We start from the raw sequence: 20279 nt of genomic DNA on the forward strand, positions 1-20279 counted from the left end.
TGGCCCCTAAGAATCAGGAGAAAAAAAGTTAACCATTTGAAAAAAATGCATAAATGCTTTCTCACACACCAAAAAAATGAACGCTCAGAGATAAAAAAAACTCCCGACCGGGAGCTTTTTTTATGGGCAGTACGCGATGGCGTTACGCCTCCAGGCTGATGCCGATGTTGGAGACGCCGTCCTGGGCCGCGAAGGCGCGAATGGCAAGGATGCGATCGCTGTCCCGTTCATGGGCCACCCGTTTGAGCAGTTCGACCTGGAACTCCAGCTCGGCCTCCATGTACTCGTGCTCATAGAGCTCCTCATCGCTGAGATCCCGCTCTTCCAGCATCTCGATGAAGCCGGCGACCGTGCCGACAGACGCATGGCTGGCGTCGTTGGCCTCTTCCCCCACCCGGCAGATCACCGAGTTGTAGGCACAACCCAGCGCCACGCAGGCGTCCAGTGCCGGATAGGCGCCGTAGGATTCAAACTTGCGGGGATCGGGAATGTAGACTTCAAACGCTTCCAGAATGGCACCAAGATTGACGCGGGATCCCTTGACCGTCAGGTAGTTCCACATCTGATCCAGCGCGTGACGGAATGCCCTCGCATCCCCGAAACCGGAAGCCTGGGTAAAGAGCACATAGTTGGGGTACATGCGCTCTGCCAGCGCCAGGGTATAGACGGTTTGCTGCCAGGGCTGCAGCTCGGCCAGTCGCTTATAAAACTTGTCACCAAACACTGGAGTCGGATCCTTTGCAAAATGTGGGGCAGATTGTAGCCCACGAGGGCCCCGTCTAAAAATGAAAAAGCGCCCTGCTCGACTATCTTGCCCGATCAACTGGGGTAAGATGGAGACAGCATCCCTCTCGCCTTGCCATAAACACGATAAGGAACAAGAGTATGAGCCAACGTACCCTGCTGCTGTTGAGTCAGGACAACAGCCACTATGAACGCCTGCTCAAGGCGGCCCATCTTCCCCATCTGCACATTCTTCGGGCCGACAATCAGGCCGAGGCCGAACAGCTTATCGGTGACGCTCATATCCTGATGGCCGAGCCTGCCCGGGCCAAGCCGCTGCTGGCCAAGGCCGGCAAGCTCAGCTGGCTCCAGTCGACTTATGCCGGGGTCGATGTGCTGCTGGACGCCAGTTGCCGCCGCGACTACCTGCTCACCAATGTCCGCGGCATCTTCGGCCCCTTGATGAGCGAGTATGTGTTCGGCCATCTGCTCAGCCTGACCCGCCAGTTGCCACTCTATCGCGAGCAGCAGCAACAGGGCGTCTGGCAGAGCCATCCCTATCAGGGCTTGAAGGGAAAGACGCTGCTGCTGCTCGGCACCGGCAGCATAGGGCAGCATATCGCCCACACCGGCAAACATTTTGGCATGAGGGTGCTCGGCATCAGCCACAGTGGCCGTGAGCGTGCCGGGTTCGATCAGGTGTACCAGTTGCCGGCACTCAACAAGATGCTGGCCCAAGCCGATGTCATCGTCAGCGTGCTGCCCGCCACCCGCGAGACACGCCATCTCTTCACCGCCGAACGCTTCGGCCACTGCAAACCGGGCGCCATCTTCTTCAACGTCGGCAGGGGCAATGCCGTCCATGAGGGGGATCTGCTGGCGGCACTGCAAGCCGGCAAGCCCGCCATGGCGGTGCTCGATGTGTTCGAGCAGGAACCCCTGCCCGCTGACAGCCCGCTCTGGCACCAGCCCAATCTCATCGTGACGCCCCACAACAGCGCCTACAGCTTCCCGGAAGATGTGGCCCAGATCTTCATCCGCAACTACATCCGCTTCATCGATGGTCAGCAGCTGGACGGCAGGATCGACTTTGACAAGGGTTATTGAAGCCGTTCTGCAATGAAAAGGCCCCGCCAGTTGGCGGGGCCTTTTTCGTCAGGAGGGAGCCGTTCAGCCCGCCTCCATCTCTTTGCGGTAGCTCTTCACCTTGGCGAGGAACTGACGCTTCTCCTTGCCGGAGAGCGGCTCCGCCATCGGCAGCTTGATCTTCATGGGATCCACCGGGCGGTTGTTGATGCGCACCTCGTAGTGCAGGTGAGCACCGGTGGAGCGGCCCGTGTTGCCGGAGAGGGCAATCTTGTCACCCATCTTCACCTTCTGGCCCGGCTTGACCAGCAGCTTGCTCAGGTGCAGATAACGGGTCATCAGGGTACGGCCGTGCTTGATCACGACATAGGTGCCTGCCAGCGGGTGGCTGGTTGCCTTGAGGACCACACCATCACCGGTCGCCATGATGGGCGTGCCTACCGGCAGGGCAAAGTCGGTCCCCTCATGGGGCCGGACCTGCCCGGTAATGGGATGACGGCGATTCGGGTTGAAACTGGAGCTGACCCGGTAACGGCTGTGAGTCGGATAACGGCGGAAGCCGCGCTCCAGGCTGTTTGCCTGACCGTCATAATAGTTGCCATCTTCCGACAACCAGGCTGACACGGCCTTGCCCTGGCTGAACACCTCGACCCCCAGCAACTGGGTATTGCCCGTACTCTTGCCGTCGACCGTCTCCTGACGGACCAGCACCTTGAACTTGTCACCTTTTTTCAAATCCTTGGCGAAGTTGAGGCGCCACTGGAACAGGTTGGCAATCTTCTGGATGTGGTTGGCCGGGATACCGGCATTGCGGGCGCTGACGTAGAAGCTGCCGTTGATGACACCGTCATAGCTCTTCTGCTGCCACTCTACCTCTTCATTGAGCATGTTGGCGCTATAGGTGTCGTCGGTACGCTCCAGCACCAGGGTCTGCTTGATGTTCAGGCGGATCTTCAACTGCTGCAGAATGTTGTCCTGATCGATCAGCAACTCGATGGTCTGACCGGGTTTGAGACGCGCCAGGTTGTTCTTGGCATCCGCATCCAGCACCTTGTAGAGGGTGGTGGTGGACAGCCCCAAGTTGTTGAAGATGGTGGTCAGGTTCTCGCCGTTGCGAACCCGGTAATCTTGCCATTGAGGCGTGGCATCGGCCGGGATGTCGTCTTCGGGAGCGGCTGACTCGACCAGCTCGTGATCCGGAATGTCGTTGAAGTCGGTGTTGTCTTCGTTGGTTGCGGTGCCCGTGGTGGCGATCGGCAACTCCAGACGCAGTGGCCGCTCCAGGATGTCACCGGGAGCTGGCAATACGGCTACCGCTGACAGCGTCATGGCCGTGAGCAATAGCATGGCATAGAAATGCTTGCGGGGAACCGGGGGTTCCCAATTGGCAGCCTGGGCTACCAAGGGACGGAGACGTTTCATCCGCTATCCTGTTATTAGATCTAAGGGTGGTGGTTGTGGGTCTGTTTTTATGAGTTTTTATTATGAAAACCGAATATCTGGCTTTTAGACCTAAATACTTACAAAAAGTTCATAGCTCCATGCACGAAACTCACATTTTATGCATAACCTTCCAGCATGGGCAGAAATGATCGTCATTTTCAGCCATTTTTTTCTATTTTTAAGAACCAAGTCCGGTTGTGGTGCTCTCCGGCCCAGAAAATGTTGCAAAAACATCTCCATGGAGTGGGTATGTCATTGGCAAAATTGTTAAATGTAATCATCCTAATCCTCTTCACCATCGGCGCCGCGCTGCTGCTCGTGCTGGAGATCACGACGGTACGACAGTCTATTCTCGACCAGATGTCGGCCAACCTTGAAACCGCCATCACCGCACTGGGGCTGGTGCTGCAGGGCACTCTGCTCAACGATGACAAGGTCCTTGCCGAGACCATAGTGAACGCCATGTTCGACGGAGGCTTCGTCAACTCCGTCGTTCTGCTGGATCCGGATGGCCAGGTGCTGTTCCAGAAGGTGTTCCACACCGCACAGCAAAATGTTCCAGGCTGGCTCCCCTCAGTTATCGACATGCCGCCGGTCAAGATTGAGCAGGAGTTGACCGACGGCTGGCGCATTCTCGGTACCCTCACGCTCGAGGGACACAAGGGTTACGCCTACCAGCATCTGTGGAACGCCATCAGTCGTACCGGACTTGCGCTGCTCGCCGGCCTGCTGGTGTTCAGCCTGGTGATCACCTGGGTGTGCCGCCGCCTGCTGCGCCCCCTCGAGCAGATCAGTCTGCAACTGGCCCGGATCCGCAAACGCCAGTTCAGCGGCAACCTGCCAACCCCGTGGCTTCGCGAATTGCAGGAAGTCGTTGTCTCCATCAACCAGCTGGTCTCTGAACGCAAGCGGGACCTGCTGCAACAGCGGCTCAAGATCACCCAGCTTGGCAAGCACGACGCTCTCCCGACCCACCAGAAGCTCGTTGGGCTGGTCGACACCGATGGCAACACCTATCAGCAGCATTTCTTCTCCACTCAGGGGAGTATCAGGCTCTACAGCCGCCTGCTACCCAAGCACCCCCCCACCACGGACAGTTCGCCGGATGAAATTCGGGGGCTGCTCAACGACTGGCTGACTCAGAAGGCGGAAGGGCTCCAGCTGCCTCTCAGCCTGCTCGGCCACCCAGACTGGGCGCAGTTTGCCCCCGTGCTGACCAGCGCTCGTGGTAAGACGCTGGACTGGCGCTGGGATCTGGCGATCTTCCCCCCCCTGGCCGAGGAACGACTGACCGCACTCCAGTCCCAGGGGATTGAGCTGGCATTCAGCAACATCCCGATGAACAACGACAATCTGGCCAGGCTCGACCCCATCAGACCTGTCTTCATCAGTTGCCAGCTCACCCAGTCCCCCCTTTATTGGAACCTGCTCTCCCAATGCCTCCATGCTTCCGGCTACACCTTGCTGGCGGAAGCCGGCGACGTAAGCGATGTGGACATGCTGCGCAGTTGGGGCATCGATGGTTATGCCACTCAGGAGAATGCATCATGAGGATCCCGCTGCTGCTGCTCGCCCTGCTGTGGCAACCGACCCTGCACGCGACCACCATGACCATAGGCACAGGGGGGGAGCAAGGCATCTATTATCAGGTCATCAAGGAGTTCTGCAGACTGGCCAAAAAAAAGTGACCCCACGATGTCCTGCAAACTACAGGCCAGCTCCGGGTCCATCGAAAATCTCCGCCAGCTGAAAACGGGAGAGGTACCCTATGCGCTCGTCCAGTCCGACTGGCTCTATCAGGCCAGCCAGGGCACCGGGCCTTTCGCTGCCCAGCCACAACCCGAGCTGAGGGCGCTCTTTGCCACCCACGCCGAACCTTTCACCATAGTGGTGCGAGCCGATGGGGATATCACCACCCTGGAGCAGCTCAAGCTGGCCCCCATCGACATGGGCCTGAAGAGTTCAGGGACTCGTCAAACGGCATTGGCCCTGTTCAATGTTCTGGGCGCAAAGGAGCAAGATCTCGATTTGAAGAGCGTCGCCAATCTCTCCGAAGCGTTGTGCAATAAACAGATCGATGCCTATGGCCTTGTCATGGGTCATCCCAACCGCATCGTGCTGGACACCGCCAAGCGCTGCGCCGTGCGCTTCCTGGCGATCGAGGGGCCCGTAAGGGACCAGCTGCTCAAAGGGGTCAGGTATTACCAGCGCAGCCAGGTGCCGGCACGCATCTACCCGGGCAACCTCAAGGCAACCCCCACCTTCGCCATCGCCGCCACCCTGGTGACCAATGCCGCCACTCCCGATGACGAGGTCTATCGGCTGACCCGGGCCATGCTGAGCCAGCAAACCAGTTTCAACGAACAGACCTATGGCTATGCGAACCTGTTTCACAAGGCGCGCAACAAAATAGGCCCGGTGCTGAGTGTCGAACAGCATCCGGGCGCGGGAAAATATTTCGAGGAGTTGAAGGCGGCGGGCAAGTTATAGCTGGCGACGGGGGGAGCGCAGATGCTCGCTGGAGAACCGGCTCTGCATTGAGGTCCACTGGGCCAGGCGATCGGCGCTCCCCGCCAGGGTTCCCTCGCGGCGGGATTTCATGATCCAGATGCTTTTGGCATCGAAACTGTAAACCGGCTGCAGATCATTGCGCTTGCTCCCCGGCAGGATGCGGCCATTGATGTTGTCCAGCACCAAGGGATCTGACTTGATGGTCGAGAAGTACAACGTCACCATGTGGAACTGGTTGTAACGGAGTGCCTTCACATAGGCCAGCCGCAGTTTCTTCTCGTCGACCCCCAGCTCCATCAGGGTGTAGTACTTGGCGATGCTGTAGTCCTCGCAATCCCCCCCTCTCGCCCCGATGAACTCCAGCGGATTGGCCCAATAATCATCATCCCCCCACAGTCTGGGATCCTCGCTGTAGGTCAGGTTGTTGAAGTAGTTGTTCACCAACTCCAGCTTCTGCTGGTCCGTGGTTCCGGCCCTTGGCGTCAGCAGCCGAGAGAAGGCCTCGGACCGCTGGATCGCTCTGGCGCCATAGACCGCCTGCATTTTTGCCCTGAGTTCCGGGCTGGCGATGTGTTCGGAAAGACCGGATGCCTGTATGCCGGATCCCAGCAGGGTCAGCGTGCAGGCAGAGACGAGCAACCATTTCATGACTGACACTCCATATCAGATGCTGGAGGTCAGTATAGTTGGCCGCGCCGCCTCTATCGTCAATGTCGGGCAAGGCCTAGCGGCACTGGGCGAAGGCGTCCGCCAACTGCTGCATGAATTGCGGATAACCGTCCGGACCGAGAGGCACCTGCTCGCCGACTTCGTCCAGCAGCAGCACCTTGGCCTCGGTATTGCGGGCAACCGACTCGATCACCGCCGGGGAGAACTGCGGCTCGGCGTAGATGCAGCTCGCCTTTTTCTCTTCCAGCGCCTTGCGGATGTCAATCAGCGTCTTGGCTCCCGGGCGACGCTCCGGGCTCACGGTGAAGTGTCCCTTGGAACTCATGCCGTAGTGGCGCTCCCAGTATCCATAGGCTTCGTGGAACACGAAGTAGCCCTTCTGATCCACCGCCTTCATCTGCACGGCGATCACCTTGTCCAGGGCGTCAACCTTGCCCTCGAAGGCCGCGAGATTGGCGGCATAGCGCGCCTGGTTGGCAGGATCCAGCTTGCCCAGTTCGGTCGCAATCGCCTTGGCAATCACCTTGGCCTGGGTTGGACCCAGCCAGATGTGGGGATCCACCCCTTCGTGGTGGTGCCCTTCATGGCCCTCGTCGTGCGAGCCGTGGTCGTGGGCGGCATGGTCATGATCCTTGTCATCATGGTGATGATCGTCATGTTCCCCCTGGGTCGCATAGTTGTACAGCGGCATGCCGGGAACCTGGGTCAGGGTCAATACATGAGGATGCTGGGCCAGGGGTTTGGCCATGAAGCCTTCCAGCTCGGGACCGACCCACACCACCAGATCGGCCTCCTTGATGTTGCGCATGTCGGAAGGGCGCAGGGAAAAATCGTGGGGCGACGCGCCGGTGGGCAGCAGCACCCCGGGCTCGCTCACACCATCGGTGATCGCCGCCGCGATGAAGCCCAGGGGCTTGATGGTGGTCAGCACCTCGAGGGCACGGACAGGCAGACTCACCGCCATCAGGGCAGTGATCAAAGCAAGAATTCGCATAGAGGTCTCGTCAGGGTGTGTGTGTGTGATAATATAACAAACCAACGTCACTGTTATATTATAACTCTCACAGGCTGTAAACCCCGGAGCTGTCATGACCCAACTGGTGGAGCTGAAAGAGGTCTGTCTCTCATTTGACGGACGACTCGTGCTCGACAAGGTCTCCTTTACCCTGAACAAAGGCAAAATCACCACCCTGGTCGGCCCCAACGGGGCGGGCAAGAGCACTCTGAGCAAGCTGGTGCTGGGCTTGCTCCGCCCAGATTCGGGGGACATCATCCGCCGCCGCGATCTGCGAGTCGGCTATGTACCCCAGCGCCTCTATCTGGACCCCACCCTCCCCCTGACGGTGCGCCGCTTCCTGCAACTTGGCAAGAACAGCCGCCTCTCCATCGAGGAGGCGCTCAATCGGGTCGGTGCCCAGGATCTGCTGGACAACCGGATGCAAAAGCTCTCCGGTGGCGAGATGCAGCGGGTGCTGCTGGCCCGCGCCCTGCTGGTCAAACCCGAGCTGCTGGTGCTGGACGAACCGGTGCAAGGGGTAGATATCACGGGCCAGATCGAGCTCTATGCCCTCATCAGCCAGCTGGCCGCCGAGTTCCACTGCGCCGTGCTGATGGTCTCCCACGATCTGCACCTGGTGATGGCCAGCACTCACGAGGTGATCTGCCTCAATCGCCACGTCTGCTGCCACGGCGAGCCACAGAGCGTGGCCCGCCACCCGGAATTTGCCCGCCTGTTCGGGCGGCCGGAGCGGGAGGTGCTGGCGGTCTATACCCACCATCACCACTGCGATGGCGAACACCATCATCATGAACCGCAGGCTCCCGTCATCCGCCTGCCCTCTCGCAACAACTAGGATCTTCACGTGGACAGCTTTCTGTTATACGCCCTCGCGGCCGGACTCGGCATCGCCCTGCTGGCCGGGCCCCTGGGCAGCTTCGTGGTGTGGCGCAAGATGGCCTATTTTGGCGACACCCTCTCCCATGCCTGCCTCTTCGGCATCGCCCTCGGCATCCTGCTGCAGGTGGACCTCACCCTGGCGGTCGTGGTCTGCTGCCTCGCCATGGCGATGCTGCTGGTCATCATGAGCCGCAACCAACAGGTCGCCACCGACACCCTGCTCGGCATTCTGGCCCACAGCGCCCTGTCGCTGGGTCTGGTCACCCTGAGCTTCATGGACAACGTGCGGGTGGATCTGATGGCCTACCTGTTTGGCGACCTGCTCTCGGTGCAGCCCATGGACCTGCTCTGGATCTACGGCGGCGGTGCCCTGGTGCTGCTCACCCTGTGGCGGCTCTGGGATCCCCTGCTCTCCATGACCATCTCGGAAGAGCTGGCCCGGGTGGAAGGGGTGCGGGTAGATGTGCTGCGCTGCGTGCTGATGCTGCTGATAGGCCTGGTCATCGCCGTGGCCATGAAGTTCGTCGGGGCGCTCATCATCACCTCCTTGCTGATCATTCCCGCCGCCACCGCCCGCCGCTTCAGCCAGACCCCGGAGCAGATGGCTGGCTTTGCCGCCCTGACAGGCTGTCTCGCCGTGCTGGGGGGCCTTGCCCTCTCCTGGTATCAGGACACCCCGGCCGGTCCCTCGGTCGTAGTCTGCGCCACCACCCTCTTTGTACTGAGCCAGTTCAAGCGCACCTGACCCGCTCCTGATGGTCCTGGTCTCGCCAGTGCCATCAGGCCTCCCGAATCAGACACCTTCGTCGTGGGCTGCGCCGTCCATTCTGCATAGGGCCCCCAGCCCGTTCAGACACGCCTGAGAGGCTCGTTTTCCCCGGGTCTCAGGCTCGCCTGCGACTCCTGCCACAGCCACTGACGCAACCGGCTGATGGCGGGTTCATGGGCACGCGAGCGCTTGAAGACGAAATAGAAGTTGTCGCCGGTCTCGAGGGCGTGCAGGGGCAGCCGCACCAGACGCGGATCCTCCGGCTGCAACATGTAGTCATTGATGAGCGCCATTCCCTGGTCCCAGTTCGCCGCCTCCAGCGCGAGCAGGATATGGCTGAAATGGTGCACTCTCGCCTCGGGGGGAATGGTCAGCCCCCCCATTTCGGCCCAGCGCCGCCAATCTTCCCCCTTCTCTCGGTAGATAGCCTGGATGGAGAGCAGCGGCAACTGCCACAGGGTGGCGGGCCACTCCCCTTCCACCTGCTGCCACATCCGGCGACTGCACACCGGCATCAGCCGCTCCCGATAGAGCAGATCGTGCATGTAGCCCGGCCCTTCGGGGGAGACGGTGATGAAACCGTCCGCCACCCTGTCGGAGAGCTCGGGATCTTCCGCCACCATCTCCAGGCTGAGATCCAGCTCGGGATAGAGCTGGCGCAGCCCGGCCAGGCGAGGGATCAGCCACTTCACCGCAAAGGAGCTGTAGACCGCGAGCCGCACCCGCATCTCGCCTCCACCGCGCAACTGCTCGCTGCTCTGGGCAATCTGGACCAGCCCGGCGGCGATCCCCTCGAAATAGATCTCCCCCTGGGGCGTCAGGGAGAGCAGCCGCCCCTGGCGCAGCAGCAGTCGCTCCCCCAGAAAATCCTCCAGCAGACGGATCTGGTGACTGACCGCACTCTGGCTCACATTGAGCTCCAGGGCGGCGCGGGAAAAACTCAGCAGGCGGGCAACCACCTCGAAATATTGAACGGCGCGCAGGGGGGGCAGCTTCATTATCCAAATTTCTCATGCGTGATGATTTTTTATCATTTTACTGGATAACAGGCCGCGGGCTACCCTCCCCTCATCTGAATCTGGAGGTGGTATGAATGCAGTCGGGATAGGCATCCTCTATCTGGTGCTCGGCAACATGGTGGCGGTCTTCTCCGATGCCCTGGTCAAGGTGCTGGAGCCGGACCAGCCCATTTTCCAGTTTGTCTTTTTCCGCCAGCTCTCCGCGGCCCTGTTGCTCACCCCCTGGCTGCTCTGGTCCTGGCGGCGCAACCCGCCGGTAGCCCTCAAGTGGCACCTGCTGCGGGCCCACATCTGGGCCGTCGGCGTCTGCCTGATGGTGGTCGCCCTCACCCGACTGCCGCTCGCCACCGCCAACGCCCTCTTCTATGCCGCCCCGCTGCTGATGGTGCCGCTCGCGGTCTGGCTGGCGGGGGAGGCACTCTCGCGCCAGAAGGTGCTGACGGCGCTGCTCGGCTTCGTCGGGGTGCTCATCGTGCTGCGCCCGACCGAGGTAAACTGGGCCGCCCTGGCGGCGCTCGGGGTGGCGCTCTCTCTGGCGGTCAACAACCTGCTGATCAAGCGCATCCCGCTCCAGCAGCCCATCGCCCAGACCCTGTTTTTCACCAATGTGCTGAGCATGCCCTTCATCCTGGCGCTGGCCTGGTGGGAAGGGGGCGAGTGGCAATGGCAGATGTGGTGGCCCGCCTTCGGCTCCTCGGCGCTCATCATGGTCTACGCGGGGCTGTGCGTGATGGCCTATCGCAAGGCGGAGGCGAGCAAGATCGCCTCGGCGGAGTACACCGGGCTGCTGATGGCGGTCGCCATCGGGGTCTGGCTGTTTGACGAACAGCCGGGGCTGCCGCTGCTGTTGGGGTGCCTGTGCATCATACTGCCGCTGGTCGCCATGGCCCGCAGCAAGCCCAAGCCCCAGGCCGAGCCGGCGCTCTAGCCTGCCGGGTCAAGCAGGGGGGCGACCCTCTGCTGCAGATGGGGGATCACTGCCTGCTCGAACCAGGGGTTCTTCCTGAGCCAGAGGGTGTTGCGCGGGGACGGGTGCGGCAGCGGCAACCAGGCCGGGCCATAGTCCGCCCAGTGTCGCACCGTCTCGGTGAGCGATCCTTTCGCCGCCGCCCTCAGGTAGTAAGCCTGCGCATACTGGCCGATGAGCAGGGTCAGCTCGATGTTGGGCAGCAGCATCAGTACCTTGTCGTGCCAGGTGGGGGCACATTCCGGGCGCGGCGGCAGATCCCCCGACTTGCCCCTGCCGGGGTAACAGAGCCCCATGGGCATGATGGCGATGCGGGATTCATCGTAAAAGGTGGCCTTGTCCACCCCGAGCCACAAGCGCAGCCGATCGCCGGAGGGATCGTCCCAGGGGATGCCGCTGGCGTGTACCCGGGTGCCAGGGGCCTGGCCGATGATGAGCAGACGGGCGCGCTCGTTGCCGCGGATCACCGGCCTTGGGCCGAGCGGCAGGTGGGCCTCGCACAGGCGGCAGGCCCGGATCTGTTCAAACAGGGGATCGAGTCGGTTCATGGGCCAGATAGTACCAGAGTTTTCTCCCCGCTCCCGCTTGTGAAAGGGGCGGCGGATACTTATCATGCAGCCGCCATTGTTTAGTTTAATAAACGGAGAGAGATGAAGAACTGGATGGGCACCGGCAGCGCGGCCCTCTCATTCGTGCTGTGGGGCATGCTGCCCCTCTATTACCAGTTCATGCCCGAGATCAACATGTGGGAACTGCTTTCCCACCGGGTGCTCTGGTCCGTGGTGCTGCTGGGAGGCCTGCTTCTGCTCCTCGGCCAGCGGGTGCCCTGGGGGGCCCTGCGCGGCGATCCCCGGCAGCTCGGCCTTGTGCTGCTGGCGGGCCCCGTGATGTCCATCAGTTGGTGCATGTTCACCTGGTGCCTGACCACGGGCCAGGTGCTGGCCACCAGCCTCGCCTTCTTCATGACCCCGCTGTTCAACATCGCTTTTGCGGTGCTCTTCCTCAAAGAGAAGCTCACCCCGCAAAAACACCTGGCGGTGGCGCTCGCCCTGGCGGGGCTCGCCTATATGCTCTTCTCCTACGGCCAGCTGCCCTGGTTCTCCCTCGTGATGGGGGCCAACTTCGCCCTCTACGGCCTCATCAAGAAAAAGGTGAGACTGGACGCCGGAACCAGCCTCTATCTGGAGTCCCTGGTGCAGTTGCCCGTCGCCCTTCTCATCATCGGCTGGCTGACCTTGCAGGGCACCAGCCAGTTTATGGCCGGTGACTGGACCGAGCGACTGCTGCTGATGGGCAGTGCCCCCGCCACCCTGCTGCCGGTGGGGCTGTTCTGCTATGCGGTGGCGCGCACGCCCATGAGCACGGTGGGGCTGCTGCAATACATAGAGCCGAGCCTCGCCTTCCTGCTCGCCCTCTTCTGGTTTGGCGAGATCCCGGATCCGGTGAAATCCGTGGGCTTTGCCTTCGTCTGGGCCGGCCTGCTGGTGAGCCTGCTGCCCCTGCACCGGCTTGGGCGCCAGCGGGCCAGGTGGCGCACCTCATGACCCTCGCCACCACCACTCCCTCCCGCTGGTTTGTCTATCTGGTGCGCACCGGCACCGGGGCACTCTATGCGGGGATCAGCACGGATCCCGAGCGGCGACTGCGTCAGCACCAGAGCGGCAAGGGGGCCAGAGCCCTGCGCGGCAAGGGACCCCTCTCCCTGGTATGGCAGCAGGAAGTCCCCGGCAAACCCGAGGCGCTGCGCCTCGAGTACCGCCTCAAGCAGCAGAGCAAGGCGTTCAAGGAGCGCCTGGTACACGAGCCGGCGCTGTGGCACGGCTGGAGCCTTTCCTGGCTTGCCACCCCGCACACCGACCCTGTGTCGCCCCCATAAAAAGGGCCACTGCAAGCAGTGACCAAGGAAGGATGCGAAATCAGGGGGGCTTAACGGTAGGTGTTCGACTGCTTGCGCCTGTTGTTGAGTAGCCAGCACACCACCAGCACCACCAGCAACCAGGGCGCCAGCTTGATGATGAGGGCAAACATGCCGGCCAGGGCGCCAAACAGCACGAAGACCCCGCTCACCAGCAGCATGGCCAGCACGGTGAATCCGGTCAGCGCCATGCCGATCAGCACCAGGATCAAGACGATAAATTCCAGCATGTTGTGCTCCTCACGGGCTTGCACTTGCCGACGGGGCGATCCGGAGATCACCCCAGCCAGCGTTGAAGTTCACGGCGGGGAGGCATGACGAGCACCCCCACCAGATAGAGCGCCAGGGCCAGCGGTGGCATCAGGATCAGGGCGAGCAGGGCCACCACCCGCACCGTCACTCTGGACACCCCCAGCCCTCTGGCAAGACCGGCGCAGACCCCGGTCAGCTTGCGATGGGCGAGATCCTTGGGCCAGGGTGTCATGGTTATGCCTCCACCTTCTGACCCTTGAGCCGGGCCAGTTCCCGCTCAATCTCGTCGTTCAGCTCCAGCTCGCGGAACTGGGCCTCGAGGGAGGGATTCTGCCCCAGGGTCGCCGCCTCCAGCTGGGCCTCCAGCTGATCGACCCGGTTCTGGAAGCCGTCGAAACGGGCCACCAGCTCGTGCATGCGCTGGTTGTCCACCTGGGCACGGGCGCGGATGCGGCTGTGGGCGGTCTGCTCGCGCAGGGTCAGCATCTTCTGCTTCTCCCGCGCCTCGGTCAGCTTGGCCGCCAGTCGCTCGCTGTCGGCGGTGAGCTGGGCAAGCACTTCGGCCACCCGCGCCTTGTCCTCTTCCAGCCGCTCGCACTGCTTCATCTCCGCCAGCTTCTCGGTGAGGGCGGCACGGGCCAGATCTTCGCGGCCCTTCTGGATGGCGAGTTCGGCCTTGGCTGCCCACTCCTGGATCTGGTTGCGCAGCGCCTGCTGATGGCGCTCCAGCTGTTTCTGTTCGGCGATGACGCGGGCGGCCTGGGTTCTCATCTCGACCTGGACCTGCTCCATCTCCTCGATCATCAGCCGCAGCATCTTCTCCGGCTCTTCGCTCTTGTCGAGCAGGCTGTGCAGGTTGGCATTGATCACGTCGGTCAGGCGGCTGAATACGCTCATGGTCTGGCTCCTTGTTGATGGGGTGTCACTCTCTTCCCATGACATTACAAGAGCCGTGCCAGAATATTTTTTCCTTTATTTACAATTAGATGAAAGTTAACGATGGATGTTCACCGGATACTGAGTGGTGAAAAAAACCAACAAGATGGTGATTTTCACCAATAAAAAAGGGAGCCAGCGGCTCCCTCTCTTCTCTGCAACCGGGCTCAGGCCGCCGGCCGATGGCCAAGCTTGCCATCCAGCTCCGCCAGCTTGGCTTCCATCTTCTCCCGGCAGGTGTCGGAGAGCTCGCGGATGCCGGCGGCGCCGTGCTCCTTGCTGCACACCGGGGCCATCACTTCCAGCAGCACCTCGCCGTTGTCCCAGCGGTTGAGATCGACCTGACCGAAATAGCTGGAGCAGACGATGGGCACCACGGGCACCTCGGCCTGGACGGCAGTGTGGAAAGCACCCGCCTTGAACGGCAGCAGACCACGCCCCTGGGAGCGGGTCCCCTCCGGGAACATCCAGATGGAGGTGCCGCGATGCTTGATGCGATCCACCACCTGGCCGATGGTGCCGATGGCGCGGGAGCGGTTGGAGCGGTCGATCAGCACGTTGCCGGAGAGCCAGAAGATGAGGCCGAAGAAGGGGAGCCACAACAGGCTCTTCTTGCCCACCGCCACCACGCCGGGCTGCACGGCGCCGGTCACGGTGAAGATGTCGTAGTTGCTCTGGTGATTGCAGACGTAGACCGCCGGCCCCACCGATTTGACCTCGTCGGCCACCGTCACCCGGACCTTGAGGCCGATCAGCGGGCAGACCGCATGATACATACGGGCGAAGACATAGACGTTGTTCGGGTGGCGCGGGCGCACCAGACAAAGCAACAGGCCGAACAGGAACCAGAAGACGAGCAGCAGTGCCAGCAGCAGCACACGGGCAAGTTTGAGCATCGAACACCTCGGAATTTGACTCGGCGCAGTATACTGGTCCCCCTTTTAGCGAACAAGCGTTCGCCAGACAGAACCGACCAGCCCCGGACGTCACCGGCCACCCCGGCTTGCCCCACCCGCCATTGCCCGCTAGGATGTGGCCATCTTGATGAACGGGGCGAGCATGATTTTGCAACAACGCGCGGCGACACGACTCCTGCTGCTGGTCTGCCTGCTGGTGCTCAATTGCGCTGCCCAGCCGCTGGCCCGGCTAGCCCTGCTCGATCACGCCATCAGCTGTCAGGCCCTGCCCCAGTTCGCCTCAGCCGACGACCAGGCCGACAAGGGCACGCCCGCCAGCCCGCAGCCCAACAGCTGCCAGCTCAACGGCAAGTGGCTGAGCGCCACCACCCTGCTCTGCCTCGAGCAACTGTTCTTTGCGGTGGCCCTGCTCATCGCGTTGCTGGCCCCGCTCTGGCGCTACACGCCGCCACTGCCGCCGCCACGGGCCGTTTCGCCTCCCGAACGACGACTTCACCTCACCCTCTGTGTCTGGCGGGAATGAGTTCAGCCGCGCTTTTTCAGCCTGCTGTCATTCATTTTTTGCGAGACAACATCTATGTCAACTCTCTTCAAGGCGAGCCTGCTGCTGGGCTGCCTGCTGTGGCAATCCACTGGATTGGCCAGCGATACGGGCTGGCTCACCAGCCCCCAGAACGATCACGCCAAGGTCAGGCTGCAAGCCGACCGCAGCGTCCCTGACCAGACCCGCATCCTGCTCGAGGTGGCCCTCGAATCCGGCTGGAAAACCTACTGGCGCAGCCCGGGTGAAGGGGGCATAGCGCCCCAGATCCTGTGGGAGCAGCCGGTCGGCAACTTCCAGTGGCATTGGCCCACGCCGCGCCCCTTCGAGGTGGCCGGACTGAGCACCCAGGGCTATCAGGAGCGGGTACGCTTCCCCCTGAGCCTGGACTACCCCGCCGGGCAGCCACTCAAGGGCACCTTGCGCCTCTCCACCTGCAGCAACGTCTGCATCCTGACCGACTATCCCTTCACCCTGGCGGCAGATGGGCAGGCGCCGGCCGGTTTCGACTTCGCCTGGGCCCAGGCCATGAGCACCTTGCCGCAAACGCTGCCCGCCGACACCCGGGTCGAACTCGGCTACCAGCACAACCAGCTGCAGCTGCGCGCCGAGCGGGCAGAGGGCTGGCAGGCGCCAGCGCTCTTCATCGATGCGCTGGAGGGAGCCGAGTTCGGCAAGCCGGCGCTCGAGGTGAGCGGCAACACCCTGATCGCCCGGGTGCCGGTCAGCGACGGCTGGCAGGGGGATGCCCCTGACTTGCGTGGCCAATCCCTCGGCCTGCTGCTCGGCAGCGGCGATGAAGCCTGGCAGACCAGCGCCACCATCGCCGGACCTCTCGCCCTGCCGGCCCCAGGCCAGCCACTCATCTGGCTGCTGGGGGCGGCGCTGCTCGGCGGCCTCATCCTCAACCTGATGCCCTGCGTGCTGCCGGTGCTGGCCCTGAAACTGGGCACTGTGCTGCAGCAGCAGGCGCGCGAACAGCGACAGGTGCGCAAGCAGTTCCTCGCCGCCAGTGCCGGGATCATTGCCTCCTTCTGGGTGCTGGCGGCCATGAGCAGCCTGCTGCGCGCGACTCAGGGTGCCGTCGGCTGGGGGATCCAGTTCCAGAGCGCCGGGTTCATTGGCTTCATGGTGGCGGTGACCCTGCTGTTTTGCGCCAACCTGCTGGGCTTGTTCGAGATCCGTCTGCCCAGCAATCTCAGCACTCGCCTCGCCACCAGCGGCGGCAAGGGGCTCGGTGGCCACTTCCTGCAGGGGAGCTTCGCCACCCTGTTGGCCACCCCCTGCTCGGCCCCCTTCCTCGGCACTGCGGTGGCCTTTGCGCTGGCGGCGCCCCTCGGCCAGCTCTGGCTCATCTTCACGGCGCTCGGCCTTGGCATGAGCCTGCCCTGGCTACTGGTGGCGGCCCTGCCGCGCCTCGCCCTCTGGCTGCCCAAACCGGGCCGCTGGATGGGGCGGCTGCGTATCCTGCTCGGGCTGATGATGCTGGGCTCCAGCCTCTGGCTGGCGAGCCTGCTTGGCAACCATCTGGGCAGCACGGCCACCGGCTGGCTGATGGCCGCCATGCTGCTGGCGCTGCTGATTGGCATCCTCTGGCGTTATGGCATGCGCGGTTTCACGCTGGCCCTCTCTCTCTCGGCACTCATCGGCGGCGCCCTGCTGCTGGGGGGCGCCCTCACGACGCAGGGGTCGGGCAGCGTCGATCGCATCGCCTGGCAGCCGCTCTCCGAGCAGGCCATCGTCGATGCGCTGGCCCAGCGCAAGAGGGTCTTCGTCGACGTCACCGCCGACTGGTGCGTCACCTGCAAGGCCAACAAGTACAACGTGCTGCTGCGTGACGAGGTGCAGAGCGCCCTGATGGCCCCGGACGTAGTGGCCCTGCGTGGCGACTGGAGCCGGCCGAGCGACGCCATCTCCGCCTTCCTGCGCCAGCGCGGCGCAGCCGCCGTGCCCTTCAACCAGATCTACGGGCCCGGCCTGCCAGAGGGAGAGATCCTCTCTCCCCTGCTGGACAAGGCCGACTTGCTCGACAGCTTGCACAAGGCCGGCCTCGTTCAGGCCGATGCCACCCATTTCTAAGGAGAATGCCATGAGACTGCGAACCCTGACCCTCTGCACTGCCCTGGTCGCCGCCACCCTGAGCACCCCCACGCTGCACGCCGCCCCCTTCACCCCGGAGCAGGAGGCCCGCATCAAGGAGCTCATTCGCGAGACCCTGATCGCCAACCCCGGGATCCTCGACGAGGCAGCCGAATCCTGGGAGAAACAGAACGCCGCGACCCAGCAGGCCCAGATGGGTGACTTCATCAAGGGCAACCAGGATGTGCTGTTCAACAGCCCCACCAGCCCGCGCCTCGGCGCCAAGCATCCCAAGCTGACCCTGGTGCTGTTCACCGACTACAACTGCCCCTACTGCAAGCAGTTCGACCCGGCGGTCGCCAAGCTGCTCGCGGCCTATCCGGACGATCTGGGGCTGGTGATCAAGCTGCTGCCGTTCAAGGGGCAGACCTCCGCCAAGGCGGCCCAGTACAGCCTGACCCTGTGGCAACAGGATCCTGCCCGCTTCCTCCCCCTGCACGACAAGCTCATGAGCAAGCAGGGGATGCTGACCGAGACGGACATCAACAAGGCGCTGGCCGCCACCGACAACCTGACCCTCAAGCCCGCAGGCAAGGCCACCGAAGAGCTGCGCAACAGCCTGCGCATCGGCACCCTGCTCGGCGTGCAAGGCACCCCGGCGACCCTGATCGGCAACCAGCTGGTGCCGGGTGCCATTCCCTATGACGAGCTGGAGCAGCTGGTCAAAGCCGAGCTGGCCAAGCGGGCATGAGGAGGCCATTGATGGAGCTGCGACCACACCGACTGCGCACTGCGCATCGGCACCCTGCTGGGCGTGCAAGGCACCCCGGCGACCCTTATCGGCAACCAGCTGGTGCCGGGTGCCATTCCCTATGACGAGCTGGAGCAGCTGGTCAAAGCCGAGCTGGCCAAGCGGAGCTAAGCCATGGCCGAGGATGCAGGCATAAAGGCCCCCCGCTGGCGCCGCTGGGGCAAGGAGGCGCTCTGGCTGCTGCTGATGGCGCTCGTCATCACCACCCTGGTGGATCTGTGGCGCAGCCCCACGCTGCCGGCGGGGGCCATGGAGGCCCCCTTCACCCTGCAGGACGGCACCACCACCACGCTGGCCGAGCAGAGCCGCGGCAAGCCCCTGCTGGTCTACTACTGGGCCAGCTGGTGCGGGGTGTGCCGCTTCACCACTCCCACGGTGGAGCAGCTCTGGCAGGAGGGCGAAAATGTGCTGACGGTGGCCCTGCGCTCCGGCAACCCAGAGCAGCTTGGCAAGGGGATGGCCAGGAAGGGACTGACCTTCCCGACCCACAACGACGAGTCGGGGGATCTGGCCACCCGCTGGCAGGTGGGGGTGACGCCGACCTTTCTCGTCATCAAGGATGGGAAGCTTGTGAGCAGCACCACCGGCTGGAGCAGCGCCTGGGGACTCAGGCTGCGGCTGCTGTGGGCCCGCAGGTAACCCCGCACGCCATGCCAAGACAACAAAGAGCCCGGTATCGCTACCGGGCTCTTTTTCATCTGGAGACTGGCTAGCCGCCCTATTGCGCGGGCGCCATGGCTCCCTGCCCGAGCCGCCCCCTGACACTGGCTCGCTCAGCCTCGTCGAGCACCCCGTCCCCGTTCTTGTCCATCCTGGTGAAGACGGCCTCATGGCGTTCCATGAACTGCGCCTTGGTGGTGTCCTGCATCGGCCTCATGTTGCCCATGTTGCCCATGTTGCCCATGTTGCCCATGTTCCCCATCTTGCCCGGCATGGCCTTGCCTGACTGCTGCATTGCCTCTTGCATCCTGGCCATGGCGGCCTCTCTCTCGGCCACCGACAAGGTGCCATCCTTGTCGCTGTCCTGCCGGGCGAAACGCTGCTCGGCTCTTTCCATGAACTGGGCCTTGGTGATGTCTCCCTTGATGAACATCAAGGGCTCATCGATGCTCTCATCGGCGGCGATGGCGAAGCCGCCAAGCAGTACCATAGGCAGAAGATAAAATTTGAGCATGGCTGTTCATTCCTTGGTAAGGATCTCGGTATGGCCGAGTCCTGCTGAAGATCGCCAGGGCAACGCCTGGCGCCTCCTGTAGTGTAGTCCCGAGGGGCGTTGTTGATCAAATCCGTCGCTGGATGGCCGTTCCCCAACCCGTTGATACCACTCAATTCACTGGCTGGCGAACAGGCATACCAAGCCCTATCAGCTTGTTCATCACCTTCACGCCAGCCAGGATTTCGCCCACCTGGGCGTTGTAGTTCCGCAGGCTCAGCGTTGGCCCGATGAGTTGCTTGAACCGGTACATGGCGGTCTCGGCTATCGAGCGCTGGTGATAGCCGGAGTCTTTCTTCCATTGCTTCAGTTCACCGGCCTTGAGCGCCGTCACCGCCTCGTTGCGGGGATGGTCTTCCTCCCACGGTGCCGCATTTTTTCTCGGCGGTATGGTGGCTTTCGCCCCCTTCTTCTTCAGTAGCGCATGACAGGCCTTGGTGTCATACGCACCATCGGCGCTGACCTGTTTTATCTTGCGTCGTAAGGGGTTGAGCAACGTCGGTAACACCTCGTTATCCGCCACCGTCTCCA

23 protein-coding genes and 2 pseudogenes are annotated in these 20279 nt (G+C 62.7%); 13 read left to right on the top strand and 12 right to left on the bottom strand.

Annotated features, from left to right (window positions below):
- Positions 1–142: 142 nt before the first annotated feature.
- A complete protein-coding gene (locus ACNPAA_RS11660; RefSeq protein ID WP_042864483.1) occupies positions 143–724 on the bottom strand; it encodes a YjaG family protein in 582 nt (193 codons plus the stop codon).
- A gap of 161 nt (positions 725–885) precedes the next feature.
- Between ACNPAA_RS11660 and ACNPAA_RS11665 the strand changes: the two genes are divergently transcribed.
- Positions 886–1830, top strand: a complete 945-nt coding sequence (locus tag ACNPAA_RS11665) for a D-2-hydroxyacid dehydrogenase (RefSeq protein WP_043152907.1) — start codon at positions 886–888, stop codon at positions 1828–1830.
- A gap of 63 nt (positions 1831–1893) precedes the next feature.
- Here the strand turns inward: ACNPAA_RS11665 and mepM are convergent, their stop codons facing one another.
- Positions 1894–3231 carry a murein DD-endopeptidase MepM gene (gene mepM, locus ACNPAA_RS11670; protein ID WP_417891783.1) on the bottom strand — a complete coding sequence of 446 codons (1338 nt, stop codon included), beginning with the start codon at positions 3229–3231 and terminating at the stop codon, positions 1894–1896.
- Positions 3232–3501: 270 nt separating this feature from the next.
- Between mepM and ACNPAA_RS11675 the strand changes: the two genes are divergently transcribed.
- Together ACNPAA_RS11675 and ACNPAA_RS11680 are read left to right on the top strand one after the other, a co-directional pair.
- The gene (locus ACNPAA_RS11675; protein ID WP_043152912.1) at positions 3502–4803 is read left to right on the top strand and encodes a LapD/MoxY N-terminal periplasmic domain-containing protein; all 1302 of its coding nucleotides are present in this window, start codon (positions 3502–3504) and stop codon (positions 4801–4803) included.
- Positions 4800–5742 (top strand): annotated as a pseudogene (locus ACNPAA_RS11680) (TAXI family TRAP transporter solute-binding subunit). The gene ACNPAA_RS11675 and the pseudogene ACNPAA_RS11680 overlap by 4 nt, the downstream one beginning before the upstream one ends.
- Here ACNPAA_RS11680 and ACNPAA_RS11685 read toward each other — a convergent pair.
- Positions 5737–6411, bottom strand: a complete 675-nt coding sequence (locus ACNPAA_RS11685; protein WP_039039731.1) for a transglutaminase-like cysteine peptidase — start codon at positions 6409–6411, stop codon at positions 5737–5739. The pseudogene ACNPAA_RS11680 and the gene ACNPAA_RS11685 sit on opposite strands and share 6 nt — an antisense overlap.
- A 76-nt stretch (positions 6412–6487) precedes the next feature.
- Entirely contained in the window at positions 6488–7426 is a 939-nt protein-coding gene (znuA, locus tag ACNPAA_RS11690; protein WP_201871828.1) for a zinc ABC transporter substrate-binding protein ZnuA, read from the bottom strand.
- 94 nt (positions 7427–7520) lie between these two features.
- Here znuA and znuC point away from each other — a divergent pair, with 94 nt between their 5' ends.
- Both znuC and znuB read left to right on the top strand, forming a co-directional pair.
- Positions 7521–8285, top strand: coding sequence for a zinc ABC transporter ATP-binding protein ZnuC (gene znuC / locus ACNPAA_RS11695; RefSeq protein WP_069785617.1), 765 nt, complete (start codon positions 7521–7523; stop codon positions 8283–8285).
- 9 nt (positions 8286–8294) lie between these two features.
- Complete coding sequence (gene znuB, locus ACNPAA_RS11700; RefSeq protein ID WP_010672803.1) at positions 8295–9074, top strand: zinc ABC transporter permease subunit ZnuB; 780 nt, start codon at positions 8295–8297, stop codon at positions 9072–9074.
- Between the two features lie 104 nt (positions 9075–9178).
- Here the strand turns inward: znuB and ACNPAA_RS11705 are convergent, their stop codons facing one another.
- The gene (locus ACNPAA_RS11705) at positions 9179–10096 is read right to left on the bottom strand and encodes a LysR substrate-binding domain-containing protein (protein ID WP_042014956.1); all 918 of its coding nucleotides are present in this window, start codon (positions 10094–10096) and stop codon (positions 9179–9181) included.
- A 91-nt stretch (positions 10097–10187) separates the two neighbouring features.
- Here ACNPAA_RS11705 and ACNPAA_RS11710 point away from each other — a divergent pair, with 91 nt between their 5' ends.
- Positions 10188–11045, top strand: coding sequence for a DMT family transporter (locus ACNPAA_RS11710; RefSeq protein ID WP_041214395.1), 858 nt, complete (start codon positions 10188–10190; stop codon positions 11043–11045).
- On the opposite strand, the gene ACNPAA_RS11715 is transcribed toward ACNPAA_RS11710, so the two are convergent.
- The gene (locus ACNPAA_RS11715; RefSeq protein ID WP_010672800.1) at positions 11042–11632 is read right to left on the bottom strand and encodes a uracil-DNA glycosylase family protein; all 591 of its coding nucleotides are present in this window, start codon (positions 11630–11632) and stop codon (positions 11042–11044) included. The genes ACNPAA_RS11710 and ACNPAA_RS11715 overlap by 4 nt on opposite strands.
- A gap of 102 nt (positions 11633–11734) precedes the next feature.
- On the opposite strand from ACNPAA_RS11715, the gene rarD reads away from it, so the two are divergent.
- Together rarD and ACNPAA_RS11725 are read left to right on the top strand one after the other, a co-directional pair.
- Entirely contained in the window at positions 11735–12628 is an 894-nt protein-coding gene (rarD, locus tag ACNPAA_RS11720; protein WP_010672799.1) for an EamA family transporter RarD, read from the top strand.
- Complete coding sequence (locus tag ACNPAA_RS11725) at positions 12625–12960, top strand: GIY-YIG nuclease family protein (protein WP_052814382.1); 336 nt, start codon at positions 12625–12627, stop codon at positions 12958–12960. The genes rarD and ACNPAA_RS11725 overlap by 4 nt, the downstream gene beginning before the upstream one ends.
- Positions 12961–13010: 50 nt before the next feature.
- Here the strand turns inward: ACNPAA_RS11725 and pspG are convergent, their stop codons facing one another.
- The 4 genes from pspG to ACNPAA_RS11745 form a co-directional block, all read right to left on the bottom strand.
- Entirely contained in the window at positions 13011–13229 is a 219-nt protein-coding gene (gene pspG, locus ACNPAA_RS11730) for an envelope stress response protein PspG (protein ID WP_052814381.1), read from the bottom strand.
- Between the two features lie 47 nt (positions 13230–13276).
- Complete coding sequence (locus tag ACNPAA_RS11735; RefSeq protein WP_010672796.1) at positions 13277–13483, bottom strand: PspC domain-containing protein; 207 nt, start codon at positions 13481–13483, stop codon at positions 13277–13279.
- Between the two features lie 2 nt (positions 13484–13485).
- A complete protein-coding gene (pspA, locus tag ACNPAA_RS11740; RefSeq protein ID WP_010672795.1) occupies positions 13486–14148 on the bottom strand; it encodes a phage shock protein PspA in 663 nt (220 codons plus the stop codon).
- A 206-nt stretch (positions 14149–14354) separates the two neighbouring features.
- Complete coding sequence (locus tag ACNPAA_RS11745; RefSeq protein WP_039039739.1) at positions 14355–15083, bottom strand: 1-acylglycerol-3-phosphate O-acyltransferase; 729 nt, start codon at positions 15081–15083, stop codon at positions 14355–14357.
- A gap of 163 nt (positions 15084–15246) precedes the next feature.
- On the opposite strand from ACNPAA_RS11745, the gene ACNPAA_RS11750 reads away from it, so the two are divergent.
- The 5 genes and pseudogenes from ACNPAA_RS11750 (at position 15247) to ACNPAA_RS11770 (ending at position 19174) form a co-directional block, all read left to right on the top strand.
- Positions 15247–15627, top strand: coding sequence for a hypothetical protein (locus ACNPAA_RS11750; protein ID WP_201871824.1), 381 nt, complete (start codon positions 15247–15249; stop codon positions 15625–15627).
- A 54-nt stretch (positions 15628–15681) separates the two neighbouring features.
- Entirely contained in the window at positions 15682–17724 is a 2043-nt protein-coding gene (locus ACNPAA_RS11755) for a protein-disulfide reductase DsbD family protein (RefSeq protein WP_201871822.1), read from the top strand.
- A gap of 10 nt (positions 17725–17734) precedes the next feature.
- The gene (locus ACNPAA_RS11760; RefSeq protein ID WP_201871820.1) at positions 17735–18475 is read left to right on the top strand and encodes a DsbA family protein; all 741 of its coding nucleotides are present in this window, start codon (positions 17735–17737) and stop codon (positions 18473–18475) included.
- Positions 18476–18511: 36 nt separating this feature from the next.
- Positions 18512–18646: pseudogene (locus ACNPAA_RS11765) on the top strand (DsbA family protein); the annotation flags it as partial.
- Between the two features lie 3 nt (positions 18647–18649).
- A complete protein-coding gene (locus ACNPAA_RS11770) occupies positions 18650–19174 on the top strand; it encodes a thioredoxin domain-containing protein (RefSeq protein WP_201871819.1) in 525 nt (174 codons plus the stop codon).
- Between the two features lie 79 nt (positions 19175–19253).
- Here ACNPAA_RS11770 and ACNPAA_RS11775 read toward each other — a convergent pair whose 3' ends face one another.
- A complete protein-coding gene (locus ACNPAA_RS11775; RefSeq protein ID WP_201871818.1) occupies positions 19254–19709 on the bottom strand; it encodes an EF-hand domain-containing protein in 456 nt (151 codons plus the stop codon).
- A 151-nt stretch (positions 19710–19860) separates the two neighbouring features.
- The coding region (locus tag ACNPAA_RS11780) for an IS5 family transposase (protein WP_417891784.1) at positions 19861–20279 on the bottom strand (419 nt) is incomplete at its 5' end.

This window comes from Aeromonas sp. PS2Canimalfood6 (assembly GCF_048276795.1).
In the GTDB taxonomy this organism is placed as follows: domain Bacteria; phylum Pseudomonadota; class Gammaproteobacteria; order Enterobacterales; family Aeromonadaceae; genus Aeromonas; species Aeromonas caviae.

What these genes read in the sequence shown, in the direction of transcription:
- ACNPAA_RS11665 (WP_043152907.1), top strand. Translation starts at nt 886, where the DNA reads ATGAGCCAACGTACCCTGCTGCTGTTGAGTCAGGACAACAGCCACTAT.
- mepM (WP_417891783.1), bottom strand. Translation starts at nt 3,231, where the DNA reads ATGAAACGTCTCCGTCCCTTGGTAGCCCAGGCTGCCAATTGGGAACCC.
- ACNPAA_RS11675 (WP_043152912.1), top strand. Translation starts at nt 3,502, where the DNA reads ATGTCATTGGCAAAATTGTTAAATGTAATCATCCTAATCCTCTTCACC.
- ACNPAA_RS11685 (WP_039039731.1), bottom strand. Translation starts at nt 6,411, where the DNA reads ATGAAATGGTTGCTCGTCTCTGCCTGCACGCTGACCCTGCTGGGATCC.
- znuA (WP_201871828.1), bottom strand. Translation starts at nt 7,426, where the DNA reads ATGCGAATTCTTGCTTTGATCACTGCCCTGATGGCGGTGAGTCTGCCT.
- znuC (WP_069785617.1), top strand. Translation starts at nt 7,521, where the DNA reads ATGACCCAACTGGTGGAGCTGAAAGAGGTCTGTCTCTCATTTGACGGA.
- ACNPAA_RS11705 (WP_042014956.1), bottom strand. Translation starts at nt 10,096, where the DNA reads ATGAAGCTGCCCCCCCTGCGCGCCGTTCAATATTTCGAGGTGGTTGCC.
- ACNPAA_RS11710 (WP_041214395.1), top strand. Translation starts at nt 10,188, where the DNA reads ATGAATGCAGTCGGGATAGGCATCCTCTATCTGGTGCTCGGCAACATG.
- ACNPAA_RS11715 (WP_010672800.1), bottom strand. Translation starts at nt 11,632, where the DNA reads ATGAACCGACTCGATCCCCTGTTTGAACAGATCCGGGCCTGCCGCCTG.
- rarD (WP_010672799.1), top strand. Translation starts at nt 11,735, where the DNA reads ATGAAGAACTGGATGGGCACCGGCAGCGCGGCCCTCTCATTCGTGCTG.
- ACNPAA_RS11725 (WP_052814382.1), top strand. Translation starts at nt 12,625, where the DNA reads ATGACCCTCGCCACCACCACTCCCTCCCGCTGGTTTGTCTATCTGGTG.
- pspG (WP_052814381.1), bottom strand. Translation starts at nt 13,229, where the DNA reads ATGCTGGAATTTATCGTCTTGATCCTGGTGCTGATCGGCATGGCGCTG.
- ACNPAA_RS11735 (WP_010672796.1), bottom strand. Translation starts at nt 13,483, where the DNA reads ATGACACCCTGGCCCAAGGATCTCGCCCATCGCAAGCTGACCGGGGTC.
- pspA (WP_010672795.1), bottom strand. Translation starts at nt 14,148, where the DNA reads ATGAGCGTATTCAGCCGCCTGACCGACGTGATCAATGCCAACCTGCAC.
- ACNPAA_RS11745 (WP_039039739.1), bottom strand. Translation starts at nt 15,083, where the DNA reads ATGCTCAAACTTGCCCGTGTGCTGCTGCTGGCACTGCTGCTCGTCTTC.
- ACNPAA_RS11750 (WP_201871824.1), top strand. Translation starts at nt 15,247, where the DNA reads ATGATTTTGCAACAACGCGCGGCGACACGACTCCTGCTGCTGGTCTGC.
- ACNPAA_RS11755 (WP_201871822.1), top strand. Translation starts at nt 15,682, where the DNA reads ATGTCAACTCTCTTCAAGGCGAGCCTGCTGCTGGGCTGCCTGCTGTGG.
- ACNPAA_RS11760 (WP_201871820.1), top strand. Translation starts at nt 17,735, where the DNA reads ATGAGACTGCGAACCCTGACCCTCTGCACTGCCCTGGTCGCCGCCACC.
- ACNPAA_RS11770 (WP_201871819.1), top strand. Translation starts at nt 18,650, where the DNA reads ATGGCCGAGGATGCAGGCATAAAGGCCCCCCGCTGGCGCCGCTGGGGC.
- ACNPAA_RS11775 (WP_201871818.1), bottom strand. Translation starts at nt 19,709, where the DNA reads ATGCTCAAATTTTATCTTCTGCCTATGGTACTGCTTGGCGGCTTCGCC.